Origin of the sequence: Nitrosomonas ureae (assembly GCF_001455205.1) — a bacterium.
Taxonomy (GTDB): Bacteria; Pseudomonadota; Gammaproteobacteria; order Burkholderiales; family Nitrosomonadaceae; genus Nitrosomonas; species Nitrosomonas ureae.
The window spans coordinates 265931-287223 of sequence record NZ_CP013341.1 but is presented as its reverse complement, the minus strand read 5'-3'; the positions used below and the strand labels follow the sequence as shown (position 1 = coordinate 287223).

The 21293-nt window shown below is 43.4% G+C and carries 14 protein-coding genes, 1 tRNA gene and 6 pseudogenes; 8 read left to right on the top strand and 13 right to left on the bottom strand.

Going from position 1 to position 21293, the window contains the following annotated elements; genetic code table 11:
* Nucleotides 1-123: 123 nt before the first annotated feature.
* Both ATY38_RS01460 and ATY38_RS01455 read right to left on the bottom strand, forming a co-directional pair.
* Complete coding sequence (locus ATY38_RS01460; RefSeq protein ID WP_062557728.1) at nucleotides 124-2475, bottom strand: hypothetical protein; 2352 nt, start codon at nucleotides 2473-2475, stop codon at nucleotides 124-126.
* A 232-nt stretch (nucleotides 2476-2707) separates the two neighbouring features.
* Nucleotides 2708-3349 carry a hypothetical protein gene (locus ATY38_RS01455; protein WP_062557727.1) on the bottom strand — a complete coding sequence of 214 codons (642 nt, stop codon included), beginning with the start codon at nucleotides 3347-3349 and terminating at the stop codon, nucleotides 2708-2710.
* A gap of 287 nt (nucleotides 3350-3636) precedes the next feature.
* Here ATY38_RS01455 and ATY38_RS01450 point away from each other — a divergent pair, with 287 nt between their 5' ends.
* Both ATY38_RS01450 and ATY38_RS01445 read left to right on the top strand, forming a co-directional pair.
* Complete coding sequence (locus tag ATY38_RS01450; protein ID WP_062557726.1) at nucleotides 3637-4719, top strand: ADP-ribosylglycohydrolase family protein; 1083 nt, start codon at nucleotides 3637-3639, stop codon at nucleotides 4717-4719.
* 223 nt (nucleotides 4720-4942) lie between these two features.
* Nucleotides 4943-5029: transfer RNA gene (locus tag ATY38_RS01445), tRNA-Leu, on the top strand.
* 305 nt (nucleotides 5030-5334) lie between these two features.
* Here ATY38_RS01445 and ATY38_RS15360 read toward each other — a convergent pair.
* The 3 genes and pseudogenes from ATY38_RS15360 to ATY38_RS16350 all read right to left on the bottom strand — a co-directional run.
* Nucleotides 5335-5582, bottom strand: a pseudogene (locus tag ATY38_RS15360) (IS3 family transposase); the annotation flags it as partial.
* 16 nt (nucleotides 5583-5598) lie between these two features.
* Nucleotides 5599-6681 (bottom strand): IS110 family RNA-guided transposase, encoded by a 1083-nt coding sequence (locus ATY38_RS01440; RefSeq protein WP_062557725.1) that lies wholly within the window; start codon nucleotides 6679-6681, stop codon nucleotides 5599-5601.
* Between the two features lie 296 nt (nucleotides 6682-6977).
* Nucleotides 6978-7378 (bottom strand): annotated as a pseudogene (locus tag ATY38_RS16350) (IS3 family transposase); the annotation flags it as partial.
* A 65-nt stretch (nucleotides 7379-7443) separates the two neighbouring features.
* Between ATY38_RS16350 and ATY38_RS01430 the strand changes: the two are divergent.
* Nucleotides 7444-8607, top strand: a pseudogene (locus ATY38_RS01430) (IS30 family transposase).
* A 58-nt stretch (nucleotides 8608-8665) separates the two neighbouring features.
* Here the strand turns inward: ATY38_RS01430 and ATY38_RS01420 are convergent.
* On the bottom strand, nucleotides 8666-8884 hold the full coding sequence (locus ATY38_RS01420) for a transposase (protein ID WP_074722820.1): 219 nt from the start codon (nucleotides 8882-8884) through the stop codon (nucleotides 8666-8668).
* Nucleotides 8885-9051: 167 nt separating this feature from the next.
* Here ATY38_RS01420 and ATY38_RS01415 point away from each other — a divergent pair, with 167 nt between their 5' ends.
* Nucleotides 9052-9795: a Crp/Fnr family transcriptional regulator gene (locus ATY38_RS01415; protein WP_062557721.1), complete on the top strand. Its 744-nt coding sequence runs from the start codon at nucleotides 9052-9054 to the stop codon at nucleotides 9793-9795.
* Nucleotides 9796-9845: 50 nt separating this feature from the next.
* Here the strand turns inward: ATY38_RS01415 and ATY38_RS15355 are convergent.
* The 3 pseudogenes from ATY38_RS15355 to ATY38_RS16995 form a co-directional block, all read right to left on the bottom strand.
* Nucleotides 9846-10607, bottom strand: a pseudogene (locus ATY38_RS15355) (IS3 family transposase).
* A 228-nt stretch (nucleotides 10608-10835) separates the two neighbouring features.
* Nucleotides 10836-11496: pseudogene (locus ATY38_RS15350) on the bottom strand (IS110 family RNA-guided transposase); the annotation flags it as partial.
* A gap of 128 nt (nucleotides 11497-11624) precedes the next feature.
* Nucleotides 11625-12871: pseudogene (locus ATY38_RS16995) on the bottom strand (IS5 family transposase).
* Between the two features lie 144 nt (nucleotides 12872-13015).
* Between ATY38_RS16995 and ATY38_RS01385 the strand changes: the two are divergent.
* A complete protein-coding gene (locus tag ATY38_RS01385; RefSeq protein WP_082632973.1) occupies nucleotides 13016-13765 on the top strand; it encodes an IS5 family transposase in 750 nt (249 codons plus the stop codon).
* A 308-nt stretch (nucleotides 13766-14073) separates the two neighbouring features.
* Here ATY38_RS01385 and rfbD read toward each other — a convergent pair whose 3' ends face one another.
* From rfbD to ATY38_RS01365, 4 genes are all read right to left on the bottom strand, one after another.
* Nucleotides 14074-14979, bottom strand: a complete 906-nt coding sequence (rfbD, locus tag ATY38_RS01380; RefSeq protein WP_062557718.1) for a dTDP-4-dehydrorhamnose reductase — start codon at nucleotides 14977-14979, stop codon at nucleotides 14074-14076.
* Nucleotides 14979-16034 (bottom strand): dTDP-glucose 4,6-dehydratase, encoded by a 1056-nt coding sequence (gene rfbB, locus ATY38_RS01375; protein ID WP_062557717.1) that lies wholly within the window; start codon nucleotides 16032-16034, stop codon nucleotides 14979-14981. Before rfbB ends, rfbD begins: the two co-directional genes overlap by 1 nt.
* Nucleotides 16035-16125: 91 nt before the next feature.
* The gene (gene tilS / locus ATY38_RS01370) at nucleotides 16126-17478 is read right to left on the bottom strand and encodes a tRNA lysidine(34) synthetase TilS (protein ID WP_062557716.1); all 1353 of its coding nucleotides are present in this window, start codon (nucleotides 17476-17478) and stop codon (nucleotides 16126-16128) included.
* On the bottom strand, nucleotides 17447-18415 hold the full coding sequence (locus tag ATY38_RS01365; RefSeq protein WP_062557715.1) for an acetyl-CoA carboxylase carboxyltransferase subunit alpha: 969 nt from the start codon (nucleotides 18413-18415) through the stop codon (nucleotides 17447-17449). Before ATY38_RS01365 ends, tilS begins: the two co-directional genes overlap by 32 nt.
* A gap of 282 nt (nucleotides 18416-18697) precedes the next feature.
* Here ATY38_RS01365 and msrB point away from each other — a divergent pair, with 282 nt between their 5' ends.
* The 3 genes from msrB to ATY38_RS01350 all read left to right on the top strand — a co-directional run bounded on the left by msrB (nucleotide 18698) and on the right by ATY38_RS01350 (nucleotide 21009).
* Nucleotides 18698-19222, top strand: a complete 525-nt coding sequence (gene msrB / locus ATY38_RS01360; protein WP_062557714.1) for a peptide-methionine (R)-S-oxide reductase MsrB — start codon at nucleotides 18698-18700, stop codon at nucleotides 19220-19222.
* Between the two features lie 118 nt (nucleotides 19223-19340).
* On the top strand, nucleotides 19341-19880 hold the full coding sequence (gene msrA, locus ATY38_RS01355; RefSeq protein ID WP_235590358.1) for a peptide-methionine (S)-S-oxide reductase MsrA: 540 nt from the start codon (nucleotides 19341-19343) through the stop codon (nucleotides 19878-19880).
* 19 nt (nucleotides 19881-19899) lie between these two features.
* On the top strand, nucleotides 19900-21009 hold the full coding sequence (locus ATY38_RS01350) for a cupin domain-containing protein (protein WP_082632972.1): 1110 nt from the start codon (nucleotides 19900-19902) through the stop codon (nucleotides 21007-21009).
* The last annotated feature ends 284 nt before the right edge of the window (nucleotides 21010-21293 follow it).

Genomic DNA, 21293 nt, shown 5'->3' with positions numbered 1-21293 from the left:
ACTTTATTGGCTAGCGGCTGTCAAGATATTGATAGTGAGCTGGATTGATACAATCCTTCAAGTTCGCTTGGTAAGAATTGCACCAATCTTGGTTTGTGGTTTAAAACAGTATAAACCCGTTTTTCAATGACTGGTTGGTTTGGGTATTGGAACAATTGTTGCTGATGACGATCCCGATTGTTGGTCTGTAGAAACTTTGGTATCGGATTGTAAGCTGTTCACGGATTGGGATGCACCAGGAATTTTATTTTTTGATCCGGGGTTATCAAGTTTTGCTTTGTCTTCAGTGATGGTTTCACTTTTCTTATCCGAGAGTTGTTTCTGTGTTTCTTCGCGAGTGCCTGGGTTAAAGTGATCACTCGCCCAAAGGTATAATAGGATGCTGCTTAGCAGCAGTATGATAAACAAATATAGTTTCCATGGACGTTCTTTTTCGGCATAAGGATCAACCAATGATCTCTGGGCGCCGGGCGGTAAGCTAGCCATTTTTGTCAGTGAGGCGCCAAAGGGAATATTGATAATGGCGCGCGTATTTACTGCCCAGCCATTGCCATCCAGTAATGGTGCCAGATTGCGTTTACGTAGTTTGAGAAACGCAAGAATAACCGATGGGCCTGAGATCAACAGAATCAGACCAAGAATTGCCAAGGGCATTTGCCACCAGACTAAACTGATGAATCCTGTAACGACAGATGCAATCGCGGTACCAATCGCTCCGATGGCCAGTCCAATTGCCGCAAAAATACCGGCAAATTTGCCGACATCAAACGGAGCGGGAGGGGTTTTGCCTGCCTCTGCTGTTTGTGCGGTGTTGGCTATTCCGGAAGCAGCCTGATCTTGCACGGCTTTTTCCCGGGCGCTGACCATTTTTTCGATCTGTTCCCCAATCATTTTACCAATCCGCTTATACGGATACCAGAAAGCTTGGCGGACGCTGATAGGGTGTTCGATAATTTTTACGATCGTTGCATCCCAGTCTTGGCCTTTGCGGTCATAAAAAATGCCATTCCGTCCTACCATCAGATTATCGGCATCCCCGTTCGTAAACGCTGCGGCGATATTCATTTTTTGACTATCATCGCCTCTGCGTTGGCATTCGCAATAGGCCAGATAGGTGCCGCTTAAATTTGCCATGCTGCTGTGCTTGTTGATGTCAGTAACGTGCAAGCAAAAATCACAGCTACGCCCATCCAGATAGAGCGATCCCACCTGAAAAATTGCCTTGTTCTGGGCGGTGTAAAAATCGTGAAAAGATACAAAATTATCCAATAGCTGGAAAAGATGGCAGTGAAAGCGAATTAACTTTTCCACCGAATTGATGGCATCCGCAGTGCCGGAGTGTGACTTGTCGTTCTGAATCAGTTGCATGATTTTGTCATGGTATCCACCTGTCAGAATGGCGCGAACACGTTTGATTCCTAGCGGTTCAACGGCAGCGCCGCGTTTGGCTTTCAACCATGCCTGATAAGCAGCGAATTTGTTGCATAGTTCCTGCCAATCTCCATGACTTAGATTATCTTTATTGCCCAACAAGGGAATGACAACCTTCTTTTTGAACTCAGCCAGAGCTTCGATCCACGCAGGATTAATTCCATTATCGAGCGGAAGCGGCTTTTTGGCTTCGACTTTTGCCAAAGGGAAAGCAGCGACTTCTTCAGAATCCGCGGATAGATTTTTGCTTGTCAACGCTTCATATTCGGTTAGCGCGGGATTCAGCGGATCACTGGCGCGCTGATCAAATTCTGCCAATTTGCTGCGTGTAAAGTAATCATCAATTTTAACTTTAACGCGGTCGAATGCTGCCTGAGCAGCACCCGTTTCGTCGCCCAGCAGCAGAATGTTGATCGAGTCTTTCTCAGCTTCCCGCCACCATTCAGAAAAAGCGTTCGCTTCCAGATAGAATTGTTTGACTTTTTCTTCAGAGATGCCTGGCAAACCCGACCGATCTTCCTCCGATCCGACACAAAGAATGATTTCCTCAATGACAGTTTGAGTATTGGGTTCCGACGCGGCGCTCGAAGGAATAATGCCATCCCCGTTGTATTTTGTGCTGGCAAAAATCTTGTTCAAATCTGCCGTATCTTCAACAGTGATTGCGGGCTCTTCGCCTTTGCCAATATTGAGCAATATTTCTTTTGCCGATGCCAGTAAAATAGCGCCTTCTGCCGTGTCATCATTGATAGCATTCAAAGGCAGGGAATTTGATCCCCGGATCATGTCTTCCGGATTCTTTAGCAGGGATGTTGCCCAATTCACGGCTGCAATAATTTCCGGTACGCGTATATGACCATCTTTATCGGTATCTATGAATTCGAGTGTTTTAGCATCAAATTCCAAATGATCGGTAGGGCAACTCAGTGCTGCCCAGAGTTTAGGGTCGAGCTCGCCCAGTGATTTTAAGTCAGCGCTTGAGTTTAGATGAACTTGATCGAAACCGCCGGAGCGGAAAAAATGCCATTTATGTAAAATACTCATGATTTCCTTTAGTTGTAGCTGTCTGATTTAAGGCGATTAATAACTTGAGAAGACTACATGGACTCTGCTGCCAAGGCAAGGCTTTGAATATTGGTTTGGAGATAAACTTATCGTGCTATGTACAGCTTGTTCTCGAGCATTGCCTTGGTTTTGAGGAAATCGTTGAGATGCTGGTCAGTTGATTAATTTTATCAGCTGTGACAAATATTAATTAAATATAATCAGTTACTTACTATAAAATGAGTATCGGCAAATACAAAATTAAATCGAGAAATAAGAATTGCATAAATCTTGAAGTTACTCGTTGTGTGGTAAAGGGATTTTGGTAGGTTAGATTGTACTGAGTGGGTGGTTGTCTGGCCTGAGCAGGGTATTTCTCATTCAACAGTCGTAAATCCGTAATCAATTGTTTACTGAGTTCGACTTCAGTTCGATTATAAGCGCCATAAGTAATCATGCCACCATTAAGATCATTTAGATTCTTATGTTTTGAAAGCAGGTGATTTTTGAAATACTCTCCGTATTCATCATTAATGAATGAAGTAACGGTTCTGCGATAGATGCTCTGGCAAAAATCGACCAGTTGGTATAGCTTGGCGATTTCTGATTTTTCTTTTTCCTGAATATAGCTCGTGTCAGTTTGCATGGCCAAGGTAGGTTCGCTGAGGCCGGATATCCAGAAAATCTTGTCGCGGGTGTTAGGAAGTGTTGTTTTCTCGATACTTTGCCTACATTGCGAGGTGTCTTCTTCCAGCGCACGAATGAAGGCGGATTTTTCTCCATCCTTGGGATTGGAGTGAAAAATACTGTGTACACAGCCAACCAGAAGCGGGGGTTGTAAAATTAATAATATGATTATTATTGGTTTCTTCATGCTTCTCTCTTTTCTAAGTCGGAACCATTTGGACACAAACTGTGTTGTGACTTTGCCTTGCATTAGAGGCTTTATTAACTCTTTTTCACCTACTTTACAACTGCATTAGGGCTCAGATCAAGGTTCGAGGATGCAGCAGACAGCATTGTTGAAGATTAGTATCGTTGCCATGGATACCTTCCCGTGTATTACCGCGCTTAGTCACATGATAGAATGCCTTGGAAAACTTTATGTGTAAGACGTGGTTCCAAGATTGCAATCTCTATTTTTGTATATAGGAGGTGCATATGTCGAAAAAGAGCATTCAGGATCGTGCTAGTGGCGCCATCATGGGCGCTTTCATTGGTGATGCACTGGCCCTCGGCCCACACTGGTACTATAGTCTGGACGATCTCCGACGTGATTATGGGGAGTGGATCAGTTCCTATACTGATCCCAAACCTGATAGGTATCATGCAGGCCTTAAAGGCGGCCAGTTATCGCAAGCAGGTTTCATTCTCACGCTTATGGTGCGTTCACTAGTTGACCGGGGCGGCTATGATACAGAAGATTTTTGCCGCCGTCTGGATGAAGAACTTTTACCCCTACTCGATGGGACACCGGTGAGCGGGCCCGGCGGGTACACCAGCCAGTCAATTCGTGAGGTATGGCGGCGGCGGGTGCAGCAAAAACTGCCTTGGGGGGAAACCGGTAGTCACGCCGATACGACTGAAGCCATAGAGCGTACCCTTGCCATTGCGGTCCGCTATGCACTGAAACCTGGTCAGCTTGCCGATGCGATAACCCAAAATACCCTCCTGACCCAATCTGATGAAATCGTAGTATCACTGACTGTCGCGTATGGCGCAGTATTGAGCCTTTTGATTCAGGGACATGCTCTGGATACGGAGTTGTCCGGGAAGCTCATGAAATTAGTAAAAAAAGGCGAACTGCCCTTTCATGTAGTAACGCGGGATAATTTACAAATGCCACGTCCGGGTGATCCTGACCCGCCTCGCGCAGGACGGTTCGCCTCACCGGATGCATTGCTGACACCTTCGTATATGGCCGCAGCCGTTAATGATCCGGAAATTCGTATAGAGCCGGCATGGAAAGTATCGATTGTTTATGGCATGCCTTGTGCCATTTATCACCAATTGCCTGCTGCCTATTATCTTGCAGCTCGTTTTCCCAGCGATTTTGAATCGGCTGTACTCAATGCTGTTAATGGCGGTGGACAAAACCAGGCGCGCGCTATTCTCACGGGTGCACTAGCAGGCGCTCAAACCGGGTTGTCAGGTATTCCCAGGAACCTGATCGATGGGCTAAAAGAAGCGGCTATTCTGGAGACACTAGCTAAGGATCTGGCCGCATGTATTGAAATACCCTAGCAGTATTTTCTCTCAGATTGTTCAGTTCAAAAGTGCCGCTCAATATCCGGCTTTATTGAACTACCACACTATATGAGATGCCACTTACTTGTGGCGCATCGATGTTGTTTAGGGTAGCGAGTGCCCTTTCCATTAGTACATTTTCCACCATGCTGCTTGCTGTACACCGGGTTTTCAGTGATAATCGCGCTTTCTGTTTATTCAAGAACAGTAAAATGTTTTGGCCGAGATGGCGGAATTGGTAGACGCACGGGACTCAAAATCCCGCGATGGTGACATCATGGGGGTTCGATTCCCCCTCTCGGCACCAATAAAGGTTTTCAGAAAGTTTCATATCGTATCAAATGCATTGAATTAGTTAAGTTTTAATGCACATTTATATATCAGATAATCTCATAAGAAAGCTTTACATACCATAATTTTGGTGGTAGTTCCTCAAGCAACTTTACGAGATACCATCATATGCTTACGCATATAGCTATTAGTCAAGCGAAATTCAAAGACAAGTCTTATAAAATCAGTGATAGTGCTGGTTGAGGTATGTTGTCAAAAATGGAGTCCATAGGTTTAAGCAGCGAGTAGATTTGCCTAGTACTGCTGCGAAAATTGTGCAGGCTATAAATAACCTAATTTTTCTTGCTTGCGCTGTCGGTTATAGAATATTTCGATATATTCGGTAATCTCCTGAATGGTTTGTTGCCGTGTTTTGAATCTCCGATGATGCACCAGCTCGGTTTTAAATATCCCCAGAAGCTTTCCATCGGAGCATTATCATAGCAGTCCCCTTTGCGACTCATGGAAGCGATCATGCCAAATTGTTGCAATAAATTCTGGTAATCATGCGCACAGTATTGGCTGCCGCGGATGCCCTTCTAAATGTCAAGCTGCAATTTGTGCGCTATTGATTAAATTATTTCTCTTTCTCAAAGTGTAATATACCTCTCTTGCGATATAACGTTTAAGGCAACGAAGTGCTTCAAGTTTAGTGTGACCCTGAGTTAAACGCTTTTCAACATACTCTTTAGTTCTGGCGTCTATCCGCAATCGTCCTATAGCAATAATATGCAGCGCGCTGTTAGCCGCTCTATCACCCCCACGATTTAACCTGTGCCTATTGACCTTGCCTGATGAGGCAGGAATTGGATTGACACCACACAACGCCGCAAAGCTAGCTTCAGACTTTAAGCGTTCCGGATTGTCTCCTATGGTAATGAGTAGCTGTGCCGCAGATTCATATCCAATGGCTTTGCCTGTAATCAGTTCGGGGGCTAATTCATCAACAATGACGGAAATCATCACATCCAAATCTGCAATTTCGTCATGTAACTCCAAATATCGTCGTGCAAGCGATTTCAATGCAATTTTGTATGCAGTTGATATATCACGATACCCACTCAGATCTGGTCGCCAGGCAGCAAGGGTACGGATTAATTGCATTCGAGTCATTGTGCGTAGTGATTCACGAATCGCTTCTGGCGCAGAGATAATATTCATTTGGATCATTTGTAGTGCGATACGGCGAGCTGCAATGGCGGTCTTCCTACACATCTTGAGAACCCGTAGCGATTCGACCATGCCATCACGCGTTTTAGGTGTGACGGTGCGTATACCAGCAAATGCTGCATGCGCCGCATTTTCCGCATCAATTGTGTCGTCTTTACCACGTTTGCGCCGAATTGTTTTATCTGGTGCAGTAACCTCTAAAATTTCGATATCAAATTGTTGTAAATATCTTAACAAGCCTACACCATAAGTCCCTGTGCATTCTATTCCAATGCGCTTGACCTCACCAAAAGATTGCATCCAATCCAACATTGATTTATAACCCTGTCGCGTCGTTGGGAAAGAATTACTGGAAAGTACTCGATCATAGGCATCGACTATAGCGACGAAATGAAGATCTTTGTGTGTATCGACTCCCCCAACAATGGTTTGATGATTGGATAATGATTGATTATTCATTTTCGTTCCCCATTTTGAATACAGTTATTGATAGGGATTCACCGAAACCGATTGTCAGGACAAGACAGTAAAGAGATAAGCGATCAGGCCCTTCTTGGGTCACAGACAAAGGCGAGGTGAAACCTCACCGTCAGATGTTGCCAAGTAACCGACAGATCCGAGGAATGACACAAATTGTGGTCGATCAGAGTGGGGGTCAGGAAACTTGGCAACCCTTACGGCACCAGAGCTCCAATAATTACTCATTCAATAATTGAGTCAACTCATTATTGAAATCTGGTGCATGTATTCTTACTATCCGAGTGAGCAATGAGTCCTTTGTCCGGATATTTTTTCGCTGTTGCACGAAATAATGCCTGTATAACCAGGCTCCTGGTCATTCTCTCATTCATGGCATAGCCCACCAGTTCGCCATTAAATAGATCTTTTATTCCAGCCAAGTACAACCAGCTCTCATATCCGCCAAATCATGATGCAAGCGCTTTGCACTGTAGGTCTCTCGTGTACGTTGGTGTGCGGCCAGTATTTCTATTTCCAGCCTTCTATTCTCCCGCTTACGTTTACAAAGCGGGCGCGTTCTTTGAGCATGAGAGCCGCTCTCGGAAACATTCAATACTTGACACATGAGCCCAACCGAATAGCTTCGTCGCATCGACTCAATCAGACCGTATCTCACCGTGACTCCTTGGCGAAATACGTCGCTGGAGATTCAATGGATGAAAGCAACACTTAAATTGTATAGTTTACATTTGGAGTGAGCTCATGAATCATCAACCCTCAAAACGAAGTTTTACTTATCATCAACAGGAAACCATGTGGCAGCTATGGTCAGAAGGCAAATCGTTGAGTGAAATCGGCCGGCAATTGAATAAACATGCCGGTTCGGTATTTTGCTACTTACAAAAATCCGGTGGAATAAAGCCATCGCCACCCAAACGTTCGGTCAGGGACTTGTCGTTACTAGAGCGTGAGGAAATATCACGAGGCCTATCGGCTAATTTATCCTTTAGAGCGATTGCCAGAAATCTCAACAGGACCACGTCAACGGTTTCCCGAGAAATCAACCGCAATGGCGGACTATCGAAATACCGTGCTGTAGCAGCCGATAGACGCGCCTGGATGAAAGCCAAACGGCCAAAAACCTGTAAGCTTAATGACGACGCCAACTTACGCGCTATCGTATCGGATAAACTGGCTAGCAAATGGTCACCAGAACAAGTGGCGGGTTGGCTAAAACAAACTTATCCTGAAGCATCGGCTATGCATATTTCACACGAAACCATCTATAAAGCGCTGTTCATTCAATCGCGCGGTGCTTTAAAAAAAGAGCTACTCCGGCAGTTGCGGACGCAACGGGTGATGCGTCAATCCAAGCACTTCAATACCAAAGGCAATGCCCGAGGCGCTAATATTGATGCGGTATCCATCCATGATTGGCCGCAAGAGGTGAACGATCGGATCATCCCGGGACACTGGGAAGGCGATTTAATCTGCGGTACCCAAAAGTCGTATATCGCAACCTTAGTCGAGCGAAGTTCCCGTTATACATTGCTGGTTAAATTAACCGGGAACGATACTCATGCTGTGGTTAGCGCTATCACCCAAAAATTCATTGAGCTGCCCCAGCAACTGAAAAAAAACGTTGACCTGGGATCGAGGGATGGAATTGGCGCAGCACAAACTGTTCACTATTGATACCGATATCAAAGTCTATTTCTGTGATCCTAAGTCACCTTGGCAAAAAGGAACCAATGAGAATACTAATAAACTACTGCGTCAATATATGCCTAAAAAGACCGATCTATCCGTTTATTCACAAGAGCAACTCGACATGATGGCAGAAGAGTTAAATGATCGGCCAAGAAAAACGTTGAATTTTTTATCGCCATCACAGAAAATTTCAGCAGTGTTGCTATGACCGGTTGAATCTCCAGCACACTTTTTTATGAAGTCACGCTCCATCTTCACTTCTGCTAATTCCCGTTTAACTCTGGATGCCCTGTTCAAGTTCGATCAGCAGCTTCTGATGCTTGCCTACTGCAGCGAGTTCTCCTCGTTTGCCAGCATAAACCCAATTCTTTAGTGTCCCTTGGGGTAACGACAGCCGTTTTGCTGCTTCAACCAGAGTCAATCCGCTTTCTTTGAAAAACTTAACTGATTCCTTCCGAAATTCCTGACTATATTGTGTGCGGGGTAATTCCATCTCCATCCTCCATTTCATGTCTTCATTTTATGAAACTTCGGACTCCTTGAAAATCATAATACCTCAGACTTTAATATGCTAATATCACGGTTACTAACGATTTTCTAAAAATAAAGACTTTCAGGTCAACTGACAATGCAGATAAAGATCGCGGTCTAGGTATCAATATGTCTACGGTTGAAGAAGTAGCTGCTAAAATACAGAATCAGCTTTTAGCGGCTTTGCCACAAAACGAATTCGACGTGATTAAGCCTTCGTTAAGGCTGGTCGATCTGGAAATGGATCAGGTCTTGTGGGAAATGGATGAAAGGCGTAAGCATATCTATTTTCCTACTACTGTCATGATCTGCATGCTCTACGATACAGAAGACGGAAATTCGATTGAGGTTGGAATGACAGGTCGGCAAGGTATGGTTGGCATTGTAACCTTTGTCGGAGATGCCCGAATGGCTAAAAGAGCAGTTGTCATGAATCCTGGTCAAGCTTATGTCATGGAGGCTAAATACGCAGAGAAATTTTTTGAGGAATTACCATGTTTTCAGGAAATTTGTTTATGTTATACACAGACGCTGATAGTTCAACTCTCTCAAAGTATCATCTGTAATCGTCTGCACTCCATTGAACAGCAGCTGTGCCGCTATTTACTGATCTATAATGACACTTTACGATCTACCGTTTTTAATTTGACGCAAGCGCGAATTTCACAAGTATTGGGCGTGCGCCGCGAAAGTGTTTCCCTCGCGGCTACTCAGCTTCAGGAAAAAGGACTTATAAAACGCACCCGTGGTAAAATAGAATTGCTCGATCGCAAGGGCCTGTTGGCTACCACTTGCGAGTGTTACGGAGTAGTCAGGGAGCAAAACGAAAGAATTCTCGGCAAGTATTTCGCTCAATATGACCTGGTCAAGTAAAAGCGGACAACCCAGTTAAGCGATTTTTTCAATATTTCTGTTTCCGCTTCCTATTGATTCGAGCTTTTGTACCCCAGGTATGAATGCGGTCGATGGCTGCTATAAAACATGGAAATATACTGCAGCACATCTTGCTGTGCTGCATGACGGGTTTGGTAATGCCGCCAGTGGATTCGCTCCTGTTTGAGGCTGCCAAAAAAGCTTTCAGCCGCTGAATTATCCCAACAATTTTCCAAACAACTCATGCTACCGGTAAAGCCATGTATTTTTAGGAGTCGTCGGTATTCTTTACTGGCATATGCGATCCGCGATCCGACTGTACTATCAATCCTGCTTGTGGCTGGTGTTGCCAGATAGCCATTCTCAATGCATCACAGACTAACCTCGCTTTCATTCTTGAGTTCATGCTCCAGCCAACTACTTTCCTGGAAAACAAATCAATGACGACAGGCAGACACAGCCAGCCTTCCCGGGTCCAAATGTAGGTTATGTCGCCAACGTAGACTTGATTCGGGGCTTTAACATCAAACTGTCGATTCAGCTTGTTCTCGAACACAGGTTGTTTGTGATTGCTGTTGGTTGTCACTTTGTATTTCTTCCTGCTCCGGTGTCAGTTTCCCATTACTCCGGAATGACTGATCAGCTTCATCTGCCTGGTATTCCCTGATCCACCTCCTCAGCATATTGGCACTGATTTCCAGGCTCCGAGATACTTCCGATGTCGTATGGCCCTGATCCAATACCAGACTGACTGCATCTAATTTGTATTCCTTTGTATATTGCTTTCTCTTAACTGGAATGTCCGGTTTCATTAAACCGCGTCAGTCCCTGATGGAATTCGCTGAGTAGCTCCTTATCAGGTCAACGTGCTCTCTATGCACTTGGTCAAATTTAGGTTTAGCCACTCACGGCCTGACCATTCTCGCCATCACGTCATAATTGCCTGTGCAATCAGTGAAAGTTTTTCTCCTTAAACTCGTTCTATTACAATATTACCAATACACCGGCCCGATCAGGCTGGGCAGCAGACAATGCCCAAGTGTGATCGGGCCAATACCGGGAATGGCCTCCAGTTTCTGACTAGCTTCATTCTCCTTATGCCATAGCTTCATCTGCAGCCCTAGTTCTTCCACTTGACGATCCAATTTCTTAAAATGGTCATTTAATCTTTCCAACAACTTGCGCAGGATGCCTGGCAAACCATTCTCGGCATCTTACAGAATATCCGGCATACGTTTGCTGATCGATCGGATTCCCAGGGGCAGCACGATACCAAATTTAGAGAGCAAGCCGCGTATCTGATTTGCCTGCGCGGTTCTGGCTTTGACGAATCCCTGTCTGACACGGTGCATCGACAGGAATGCTTGTTGTCCAACGTTTTTGATCGATACAAAACGCATGTTGGGTCGATTCACTGCTTCACAAATCGCTTCTGAATCCGCCAGGTCATGTTTGTTGGTCTTCACATAGGGCTTTACAAACCGGGAGTGACATGAGCTCGACTGTATGTCCCCAATTCGCCCAGCTTTCTTGCCCAATAGTGTGAACTACCACAAGCTTCCATGCCAATCAGGCAAGACTCAAGATTGACGACGAACCAACCATCTCGCTGCGGCGCAGTTGCTCGCGCAGCACAGCCTTGCCGTGCATATCTACCTCGTGAATCTGAAATACTTCTTTTGTTAAATCAATGCCTATCATTGTAATCTTCTTGTCGGGCGTGCCCTACTTAGTCGTCCCTGAAAAACCCCATCAATCGCTATATTTGTATCAGTGGTTTCAAAAGATGGTTTGTCAATAAAGTAAACGAACAGGCTAATTTTGATCTATCAAAGAATCTGTGAAACTTGTAATCTTCGCCACGGGAAGAAAAACAAAAAAATGGGCAACAGCCATTAGTTTGAGATTCCAGGCGGCAGCCATCAGCAGGTTAATGCGATCACCCACAGCACCCTTCAAATAGTTTCTCGTCATGCGATAATCCGATTTCAAATGGCCTATGATGGGTTCAATCGCGGCACGCCTCCTGCATTGTTTTCGCTTCTTGTCTTTCTGGTACCGGGTATCTTTCTTGAGTCCTTTTCCAGGCAAAATGATCTGGGTTCCATTGACTTCACGTTTGCCACGGTAGCCGCGATCGCATACGGCTTGCTTAGCGGCTCTCCCGCGCGATTGTTCCACATGACGCAATATTTCCGGTAACGTATGACTGTCATGTCGGTTTTGTTCATGACTGACAACACCGACGATCAAATTGCTTTTGCGGTACTGGCTATCGATGCTTTACTGCCGTATTCGTATTGTTTGTGATCTTTTCCCTTGGCCACACAGTACACTTGCGATTCATGCAGCGAGTAGATCTTGTTTTTATCCTTCGGCTGTTGCGCAAGAATCCGTTCATACAAGAGAAAATCCCTTTGGTAGCACTCGAACAAACAGTGTTGCGGTAATTGCCTCCCGAGCTCCCGCATCAAAATACCGGCAATGGTTCTAAGCCGCTTCAGGGCACGTTTGGCTTGCGCTCGTTTGGTAACGTGACGGAAATGCCGGATCGCCAGCCGCAATGATTTGACTTCCTTAACAAAGGTACGTCGTTGTGTAACACCATGCACTTTGCCAATCTTGTTCAGGCGATTGATGATCTTAATTGCAAGCTTGCTGTCGGTCGGGTATGTGATGTTCTTCTCTTGGACCGTCGTATCTACATGGATGACATCTTCCTGTGCCAAGTCTCCATGCAGACCAACGCTCATTTGAAAAATCCGGTCTACGCCTTCAGCGCCAATGCGCTTACGAAAGTGAACCAGTGCCGTGCTGTGGCAGGGCAATTTTCGCTGGAATTCTTTCAGACCACAAAATGCCTGGTAGTACGGATTGCGCTTCCATTGCAATACCACCGATTCGTCACTCAGATCCTCTAACTGTTTCAGTATCAATAGCCCACAACCATCAGTCGGATCGGTTTACTGGGCGCTCCTGTCAACGCCGTGTAATGAATCGAGAATGATTCTTCAAACGCTTGCCATGGTATCGCCGATGCAAGCTTCAGCAATGGGTCAGCAGGATCAAGCTGCATCAACAAATCTGTTCCAAACAAATTCGGTTGATGAATCGTACTGCTACGTCTTAGGGTCTGTTGACGTTTTGAGATAAGTATTTAATAGATAGAAACAAACTCGTAATATTGGGGTTCCCATACCACCAACAAAACGAGTTTGCGATGCCCCGATTGATGCTCAGTGATGAGTTCTGGTCGAAGCTGGAGAAGATTCTGCTTCAAGAAGCGATATATAACAAGCGCAATCTGCGCATGACAGTAGAAGGTATGCTGTATCGAATGCGGGTTGGCTGCCCGTGGCGAGACTTGCCTGAGGCATTTGGAAGCTGGAATTCCATCTACAAAAGATTCAATGCGTGGTCATTAAGCAGCAAATGGTTAAGTATTTTCAAGGCGTTGTCTATTGATCCGGATTGTGAATGGGAATTTATTGATGGCAGCTATGTTAAAGCGCACCAGCATAGTGCAGGCGCAGCGGACAAGGAACCACAGGCGATCGGGAAAAGCCGCGCAGGCAATACCACAAAGATTCACCTGGCGGTTGATAGTTATGGTTTACCAGCCGATTTTGAAATCACCGGTGGAGAAGTCAATGACTGTTCTATAGCACCTGATTTGATTGCCAAACTGCCTGACGCGAAAGCGATTGTTGCGGACAAAGGCTATGACAGCGAATGTATACGAGAACAGATAACGAAGAAAGGGGCTCGAGCTGTGATACCGAGAAAGCGCAACTCGTTGAAGGGCAACGCAGATATGGATTGGGGTTTGTATGGATACCGACATTTGGTGGAAAATGCTTTTGCCCGGCTAAAGCAGTATCGGGCAGTAGCGACACGATACGACAAACTGAAGAGAAATTTTGAGAGTATGGTAGCCATGGCATGTGGATATCTGTGGCTACCTATGTGAAATGTCAACAGACCCTAGCATTCTTAATCACCATTTCAACCAGAAAATAACCGTCATTTTAACATTTCCGATCGTTATAATCATCGCAATCAATAGAATCTATCCCTAATATCAATAGCTTGGTGATATTTCAGGGGCGACTACTTACCTGGTTTTATTGCATCATACTTTGGCACTTCGATGACCTTTAAGATAGTGGGCGTCCATTCCTATTAGGTCAACACGATTCTTAAGAGCCTAAAATTCAGTTGTCATTGCGTTTTCTAGGGCGCTTCTGAATGAGTATTTATAGTGGCTTGTTTATTCATTTAAAGTTTTTTCTTGCACAATATCTCCGTTAATATACGGGACACGCCAGTTTGCCAAGCTGGCAAACTTAAGTGGAATGTGTTTTCCAATTTGCTTGTATTCAAGCGTGAATTAAGAGGTCGTTTGGCTGGTAAAGGAAACTCAACACTTGAAATTGGATCTATATCAGTCGAGTGAATTTTAAGTGGAAGATTTCTTTTTTCAACATATTCCAGAATAAATTTAGCGAACTCGTACCAGGATGTATATCCTTTTGCAGTTAGGTTAAACAATCCGGAAATCTCGGGTTTATACTTTACTGTAAACAACGTATAAGCTGTGGTATCAGCGATTAATTCTGCGCTTGTTGGCGAACCTATCTGATCATTCACAATGGTTAACTTATCCCGGTTCTGTGCCAGGTAAAGAATCGTTTTGATGAAATTGCTTCCAAAAGTTGCATAAATCCAGCTAGTACGGAAAATCAAGTGCGAGCAACCTGATGTCAGTATATTCTCATCACCTTCCAGTTTTGTTTTGCCATAATAATTTAGAGGATCAGCAGTATCAGTTTCATCATAAGGTTGAGCGCCATTACCATTGAAAACATAATCCGTTGAGTAATGAATTAACCTCGCATTTTGTTCTTTTGCCGCTTGCGCCAAAATCTTAGGCGCTTCTGCATTAAGGATTTGTGTTAATTCTGGCTCATTTTCTGCTTTATCGACAGCGGTATAAGCTGCGGCATTAACAATGATATTGGGCGCAGTCTTTTGAATTGTTTGTTTGATTCCCTTAAGATTAGAAAGGTCACCGCACAATTCCTTGCTTGCTGAATCTAAAGAAATAAGTTCTCCTAAAGGTGCTAGACTTCGTTGTAGCTCCCATCCCAGTTGTCCACTTTTGCCTAAAAGTAAGATTCTCATTATCTTAACTCGGTATAATTTTTTTTAATCCACTCGCGGTATGCCCCGGTCTGAATATCTGCTACCCACTCTTGATTATTAAGATACCAATGAATGGTTTTACGAATTCCTGTTTCAAATGTTTCTGCCGGTTTCCAGCTTAATTCTTTTTCAATCTTAATGGCATTAATAGCGTAGCGCCGATCATGGCCAGGACGATCTTTGACGGAAGTAATCAGATTATGAAAAACTACATTTGGATAAATTTCTTCAAGTATCGTACATATCGTTTTTACGATTTCAATATTTGGTTTTTCATTCCAGCCCCCGATATTATAAGTTTCTCCTGGAATGCCTGTTTCTAGGATACGGCGAATGGCACTGCAATGATCCAAAACAAAAAGCCAATCACGAATTTGCAAACCATCCCCATATAAAGGTAAGGGTTTCTGCGCCAGAGCATTAACAATGACTAGTGGTATCAATTTTTCCGGAAATTGAAAGGGGCCATAATTGTTTGAACAATTTGTGGTAAGCACGGGTAAACCATAGGTATGATGGAACGCGCGTACTAAATGATCGCTGGAAGCTTTGCTGGCTGAATAAGGGCTATTGGGCTGATATCTATGATTCTCTGTGAATGCAGGCTCGTTGGATGCTAATGAACCATAAACTTCATCGGTTGAAACATGAAGAAAGCGGAAATTCTGTTTTGTGGCGGTTGAAAGATTATTCCAATAAGTTCGAACAGATTCCAATAAGCGAAATGTTCCTAAGATATTGGTTTGAATAAAATCTTCGGGGCCATGAATTGAACGGTCGACGTGGCTTTCTGCAGCTAAGTTAATAATTGCGCGCGGCTGGTACTGCGTTAATATTTGATCGATCAGCTGTGTATCAGCAATATCTCCTTGTATAAAGATATGCCGAGGATCTTTAGCTACCGTCAGTAAATTTTTTAGGTTTCCGGCATAAGTCAATTTATCAAGATTTATAATTTTTTCATCAGATTGCGTTAACCAATCTAAAACAAAATTACTTCCAATAAATCCTGCGCCTCCGGTGACAAAAATCATTTTGCTTTCCTATAAAGAATAAGTGGTCCGAAACGACAACCCTTGTGATATGGGAACTCGGAATTCAAAGCACATAATTTCTTATTGTTTGTTACAGAGGGTGCCATATAGGTAAGATTCCGAACTCGTCCGATTCTACTTGAAATTCACAATCAATGCCGATACCAGGAACCCATATCAGTTTTTCTCCACAAAATATTAAAGGTATTGTGTTACGTTCCCATGGTGGAATTGATGCTTCTTGCAGTAAATTTTTCAAGCTTTTTCGAGGACGATTGCAGGTTGGCATAAAACGTTCGCCACCCTCACGTGAGCGTATGGTAATCAATTCAGTCGATATTTTCTTTCGACTAATGCCTTGGCTTTTTATGTCTGTAAAGCAGATAGTGCCGTTAAAATGATCCAATACTAAATGGGTTTCTCCATTCCATATATAATGTGCAGAACTTGAAAGAGGGGTTTTGCTGGATAAGATATGAATTGAGCCTTTGTGACGGCGAATTTCAGTATTCCCGAAACGGATGCAAGGTTGACTATCAGGCCCTGCCGACAAAATCTGGTGCAGAATGGTTTCTAATTTTACCGTGCTAGGAAGGGTAATATCCCGTTGTGCCAGATTGTAACGTAGCAGATTTTTAGCGCGCGCAAAACTGAGCATACGTATGTTGCTAATTTGAATTTTTCCTGAAACCATACAATATTCATTATCTATGGCGGCTAATTCATCTAGCAGCAATGAAGCTTCTGAGAAATGACGGCTGGTGCGTAGCAATATTTTGGGATAATTAGGATATCGTGTTTTTAATATCGGCAAAATTTCATGACGGAGAAAATTTCTATTAAAAATAATGCTGTCATTACTCTCGTCCTTGATCCAGTTCAATTTGTTTAATCGCCCATAACTTTCTATTTCATCGCGAGAAATTTCTAGTAAGGGCCGCAATATTTGCGGTATTCCTATAGGCGATAGTTTTCTGACTGGAGGCATGCCACATAACCCTTTTATGCCAGCGCCACGAAGTAATTGTAATAACAATGTTTCTGCTTGGTCATCTAAATGTTGTGCTAATACCACATAATCTGCCTGTATTTGACTAAATACGCGGTATCGTTCTTCTCGAGCTTTTGCTTCAAGGCTTTCACCAGTTTCTTTCTTGATTTTTAAATAAGCAATATAAATAGAAATACCGTAAGAATGGCATAAATGACAACAAAACTTACTCCAGAGGATTGCATTGCTACTTATACCGTGATTAATGTGTACTGCGGATAGTGTTAGAGGAATTTCTCTGGAAAGTGTGGCGAGTGTATGTAGCAAAACAACTGAATCAACACCACCGCTCAGAGCGACAGCTAAGTGATCACCTGGCTTGATGTGAGCGAGTAATGCCTCCCGAACATTCCGCAGAAAATTAATCGACTTTAACTTCCTTGAATGAACCATATGTCATAAGCCGTTCCAGACGCTTTTCTAAGAGTGTTTCGATTGAGTGATCCTGGAGTTTACGTAGGGATTCCTGTAAAACATTTTTTACCGCCTGCATAGTTGCCGGATAATCACGGTGAGCACCGCCTACAGGCTCAGCTATTATACTATCCACTAAATTAAACGATTTTAGTCGATCGGCTGTGATGCCCATAATTTCAGCTGCCTCTGGTGCTTTATCCGCGCTTTTCCATAAAATTGATGCGCAACCCTCGGGAGATATTACTGAGTAAGTGGAATATTGCAACATATGAATTACATCACCTACTGCTACTGCCAAGGCTCCCCCTGATCCGCCTTCCCCAATAATTACGCAAATAATGGGAATTTTTAGTTGCGCCATGACATAGAGATTTTTGCCAATGGCTTCTGATTGCCCTCGTTCTTCCGCATCGATTCCTGGATATGCTCCGGGAGTATCGATAAAAGTAATTAACGGGATAGAGAATTTCTCTGCCAAGTACATTAAACGTAAGGCTTTACGATACCCTTCCGGTTTAGGCATGCCAAAATTTCGGTAAATTTTTTCCCTCGTGTCACGTCCTTTCTGATGTCCGATTACCATGATAGTTTGCCCGTTAAAACGAGCCAGACCGGCTACAATTGCATGATCATCAGAAAAGTTACGATCACCGTGTAACTCTTCAAAATCAGTAAACAGATGTTCGATATAATCCAGTGTATACGGACGTTGCGGATGCCGAGCAACTTGTGAGATTTGCCAGGGAGTCAGTTTTGCATAAACATTCTTTGTGAGCGATTGGCTTTTAGCTTGTAAACGCGTGATTTCTGCTGAAATATCCAGTGCAGAATCATCTTGTGCAAAACGTAATTCCTCAATTTTTGACTCAAATTCAGCAATACTTTGCTCAAATTCCAGAAAAGTTATTTTCATGTAGGCTGAGATATAATCTTAAAATTGTGATGATACAGGATTTGTAGAGGAATCTGCAGGGCGCGGAATATGTCTGAAACTTAGTGCCAACCAATAGATCAAATTTCAGCAAAGCAAATAAACTGATGAGTATCTGTTTGAATTGTTAATAGGCTTACGATTTTCCGGAAATGATTAAAGTGGCAATGGTGCCAGGATTGAATTAATAATTTGCATTTCTGAGTTGCTGGTATTGCTTGATAGCCTGTTATGTATCGATGTCAATGTTGTGGGGAATTTCTTATGAATCGGCGTACCTTTCTGCAGGGAATGAGTTTAGCCACTGCATTACCCGTGTCGATGTTTTTTATTCCCGATCAATCGCTTGCCATAACCGTTAATGACGCGCCGATTGAGCGACTGAAGAAATCTCCTAAAGAGTGGCGTAGCCTGGTGTCTTCAGAAGCTTTCCGGGTATTATTTCACGAGCACACTGAACATCCGGGCAGCAGCGAATTGAATCACGAACATAGAGAAGGAACTTTCATATGTGCTGCATGCTATCTGCCGCTATTTGAAAGTCAATATAAGTACGAGAGCGGAAGCGGATGGCCAAGTTTTACACAACCTATTTCTGGGCACGTTGGTACTAAGCGTGATTTTAAATTGATTATTCTGCGGATAGAGTATCACTGTGCACGTTGTGGAGGGCATCAGGGTCATGTTTTTAAGGATGGCCCGCCACCCAGAAATGAACGATGGTGCAATAATGGAGTGGCGCTAAAATTTATTCGGAAAGAGGATCAACTACCAGCGCTCAGGGGGTAATTTCATGTGGGAGCGAGTTTTGCATTTACGGTATTTTTTGTATGTGATTTTGTTATTTGTGTCCGTGAGCGGGTGCCAACAAATTGATTCAATGATTGCTGAATCGGAATCTGTTTATTTGACAAATGAGAATTTAGACACTGCAATTTTTGCCGGTGGCTGTTTTTGGTGTACAGAGTCTGATTTTGACAAGATGTCGGGCGTGGTATCGACGATATCCGGCTATATTGGCGGTACAGTTGCAAATCCAACCTATGAGCTGGTAGTTGCCGGAAAAACGGGGCATGTTGAGGCAGTCATGGTTTATTTTGATAAAACAAAAACCAACTATTCCAAGCTACTGAATGCCTATTGGTTTACCATTGATCCGCTAACTCCTGGCCGGCAGTTTTGTGATACTGGTGCGCAATATCGTAGTGCAATCTTTTATCGCGATTCTGAGCAAAAAGAACAAGCTGAAACCTCGAAAAAGATGCTGGATCAATCCGGTAGATTTACTAAGCCGGTAGTGACTGAAATCTTACCCGCGACAGAATTTTATCGAGCTGAAGAGTATCATCAGGATTATTATCAGAAAAATCCGTTGCGATATAAATATTACCGGAATAATTGCGGACGGGATAAACGCTTGGAAGAATTGTGGGGAATGCGGCATTAATAAAATTAAGACAATTTCATTGGGAGGAATTACCCCCAAAGATTTCCTAAGAGATTACTGGCAGAAACGTCCGTTGCTGATCAGAAATGCATTACCTGGGTTTAACGGTTTGTTAACGCGCGATGAACTGATAAAGCATGCATGTACTGAAGATGCGCAATCTCGTCTAGTTATCCATAAAAAGGGAAAATGGCATCTGCAGCATGGTCCCTTAAACGAGTATGATTTTACCAAGCTCCCTAAAAAACAATGGACTTTACTGGTACAGGAAGTAAATCATTTTCTCCCTTCCGCTCGTGATTTGTTGAAAAAATTTTGCTTTATTCCTCATGCTCGCCTGGATGATTTGATGGTGAGCTACGCGCCTAAAGGCGGTGGAATCGGGCCGCATTTTGATTCTTACGATGTGTTTCTGTTGCAGGGTATGGGATCCAGGCGCTGGCAAATATCCTCTCAACAGGATGATGAATTTGTAGCCGATGCTCCGCTTAGGATATTGAAAAATTTTTTGCCGGAACAAGAATGGGTGCTTAATGCCGGAGATATGCTTTATTTGCCCCCCAAATATGCTCATAACGGTATCGCTGAAGCTGATTGTATGACCTATTCCATCGGGTTTCGCGCACCCAGTTATCATGAGTTAATGATGCAATTTCTGATTTATTTACAAGATGATTTAGCTGTGGAGGGCAGGTATTCGGATCCTGATTTGCGATTGCAAGTTTATCCATCAGAAATCAACGTGGCAATGCTTTCTCAGGTAGATTCAATTCTGAAAAAGATTAAATGGACTCGTACCGATATTCAAAACTTTCTGGGTATTTATCTTTCAGAACCGAAACCTCATGTTTTTTTTGAACAGCCGACGAAGCCCTTGGGTTCGGATTTATTTCTACGGCAAATTATGAGAAATGGCGTCCAACTTAACTTAAAAAGTAGAATGTTAAGTGGAGTCAATAAGTTATTTATAAATGGTGAAATTTTTGAAGTTGGCGATGATGCATATCATGTGTTGATTAAGCTGGCGAATGATCAAGAAATATTGCCACCCCTATATATGAATGAAGAAACTGAAGAAGTGCTTTATCAGTGGTATGTCAATGGATATGTGGAGGTGATTAAAGATTAATTGGTTATTTGTTAAACATAATTTATCGATTCCGCCTGAAGTGACAGTTGTGCAATCTGACAGAACTTATTATCCGCAATAATTTTTTGCAAGTGGTAAGTAATAAATTTCGAAAAATAAGCTTCGAATTTATTGTGAAATTGCCTGAGAGATTTGTTTTGTTTAGCTAAATTGAGGCGTATCTATCAAGTAAAGCAAGGAAAGTTTTCGCCAAGATAGCCGGAAATACCGCCAATGCGATTGAGCGATTTAAGTTTTCGGCCATTATGTGCTTGAATTAGTTG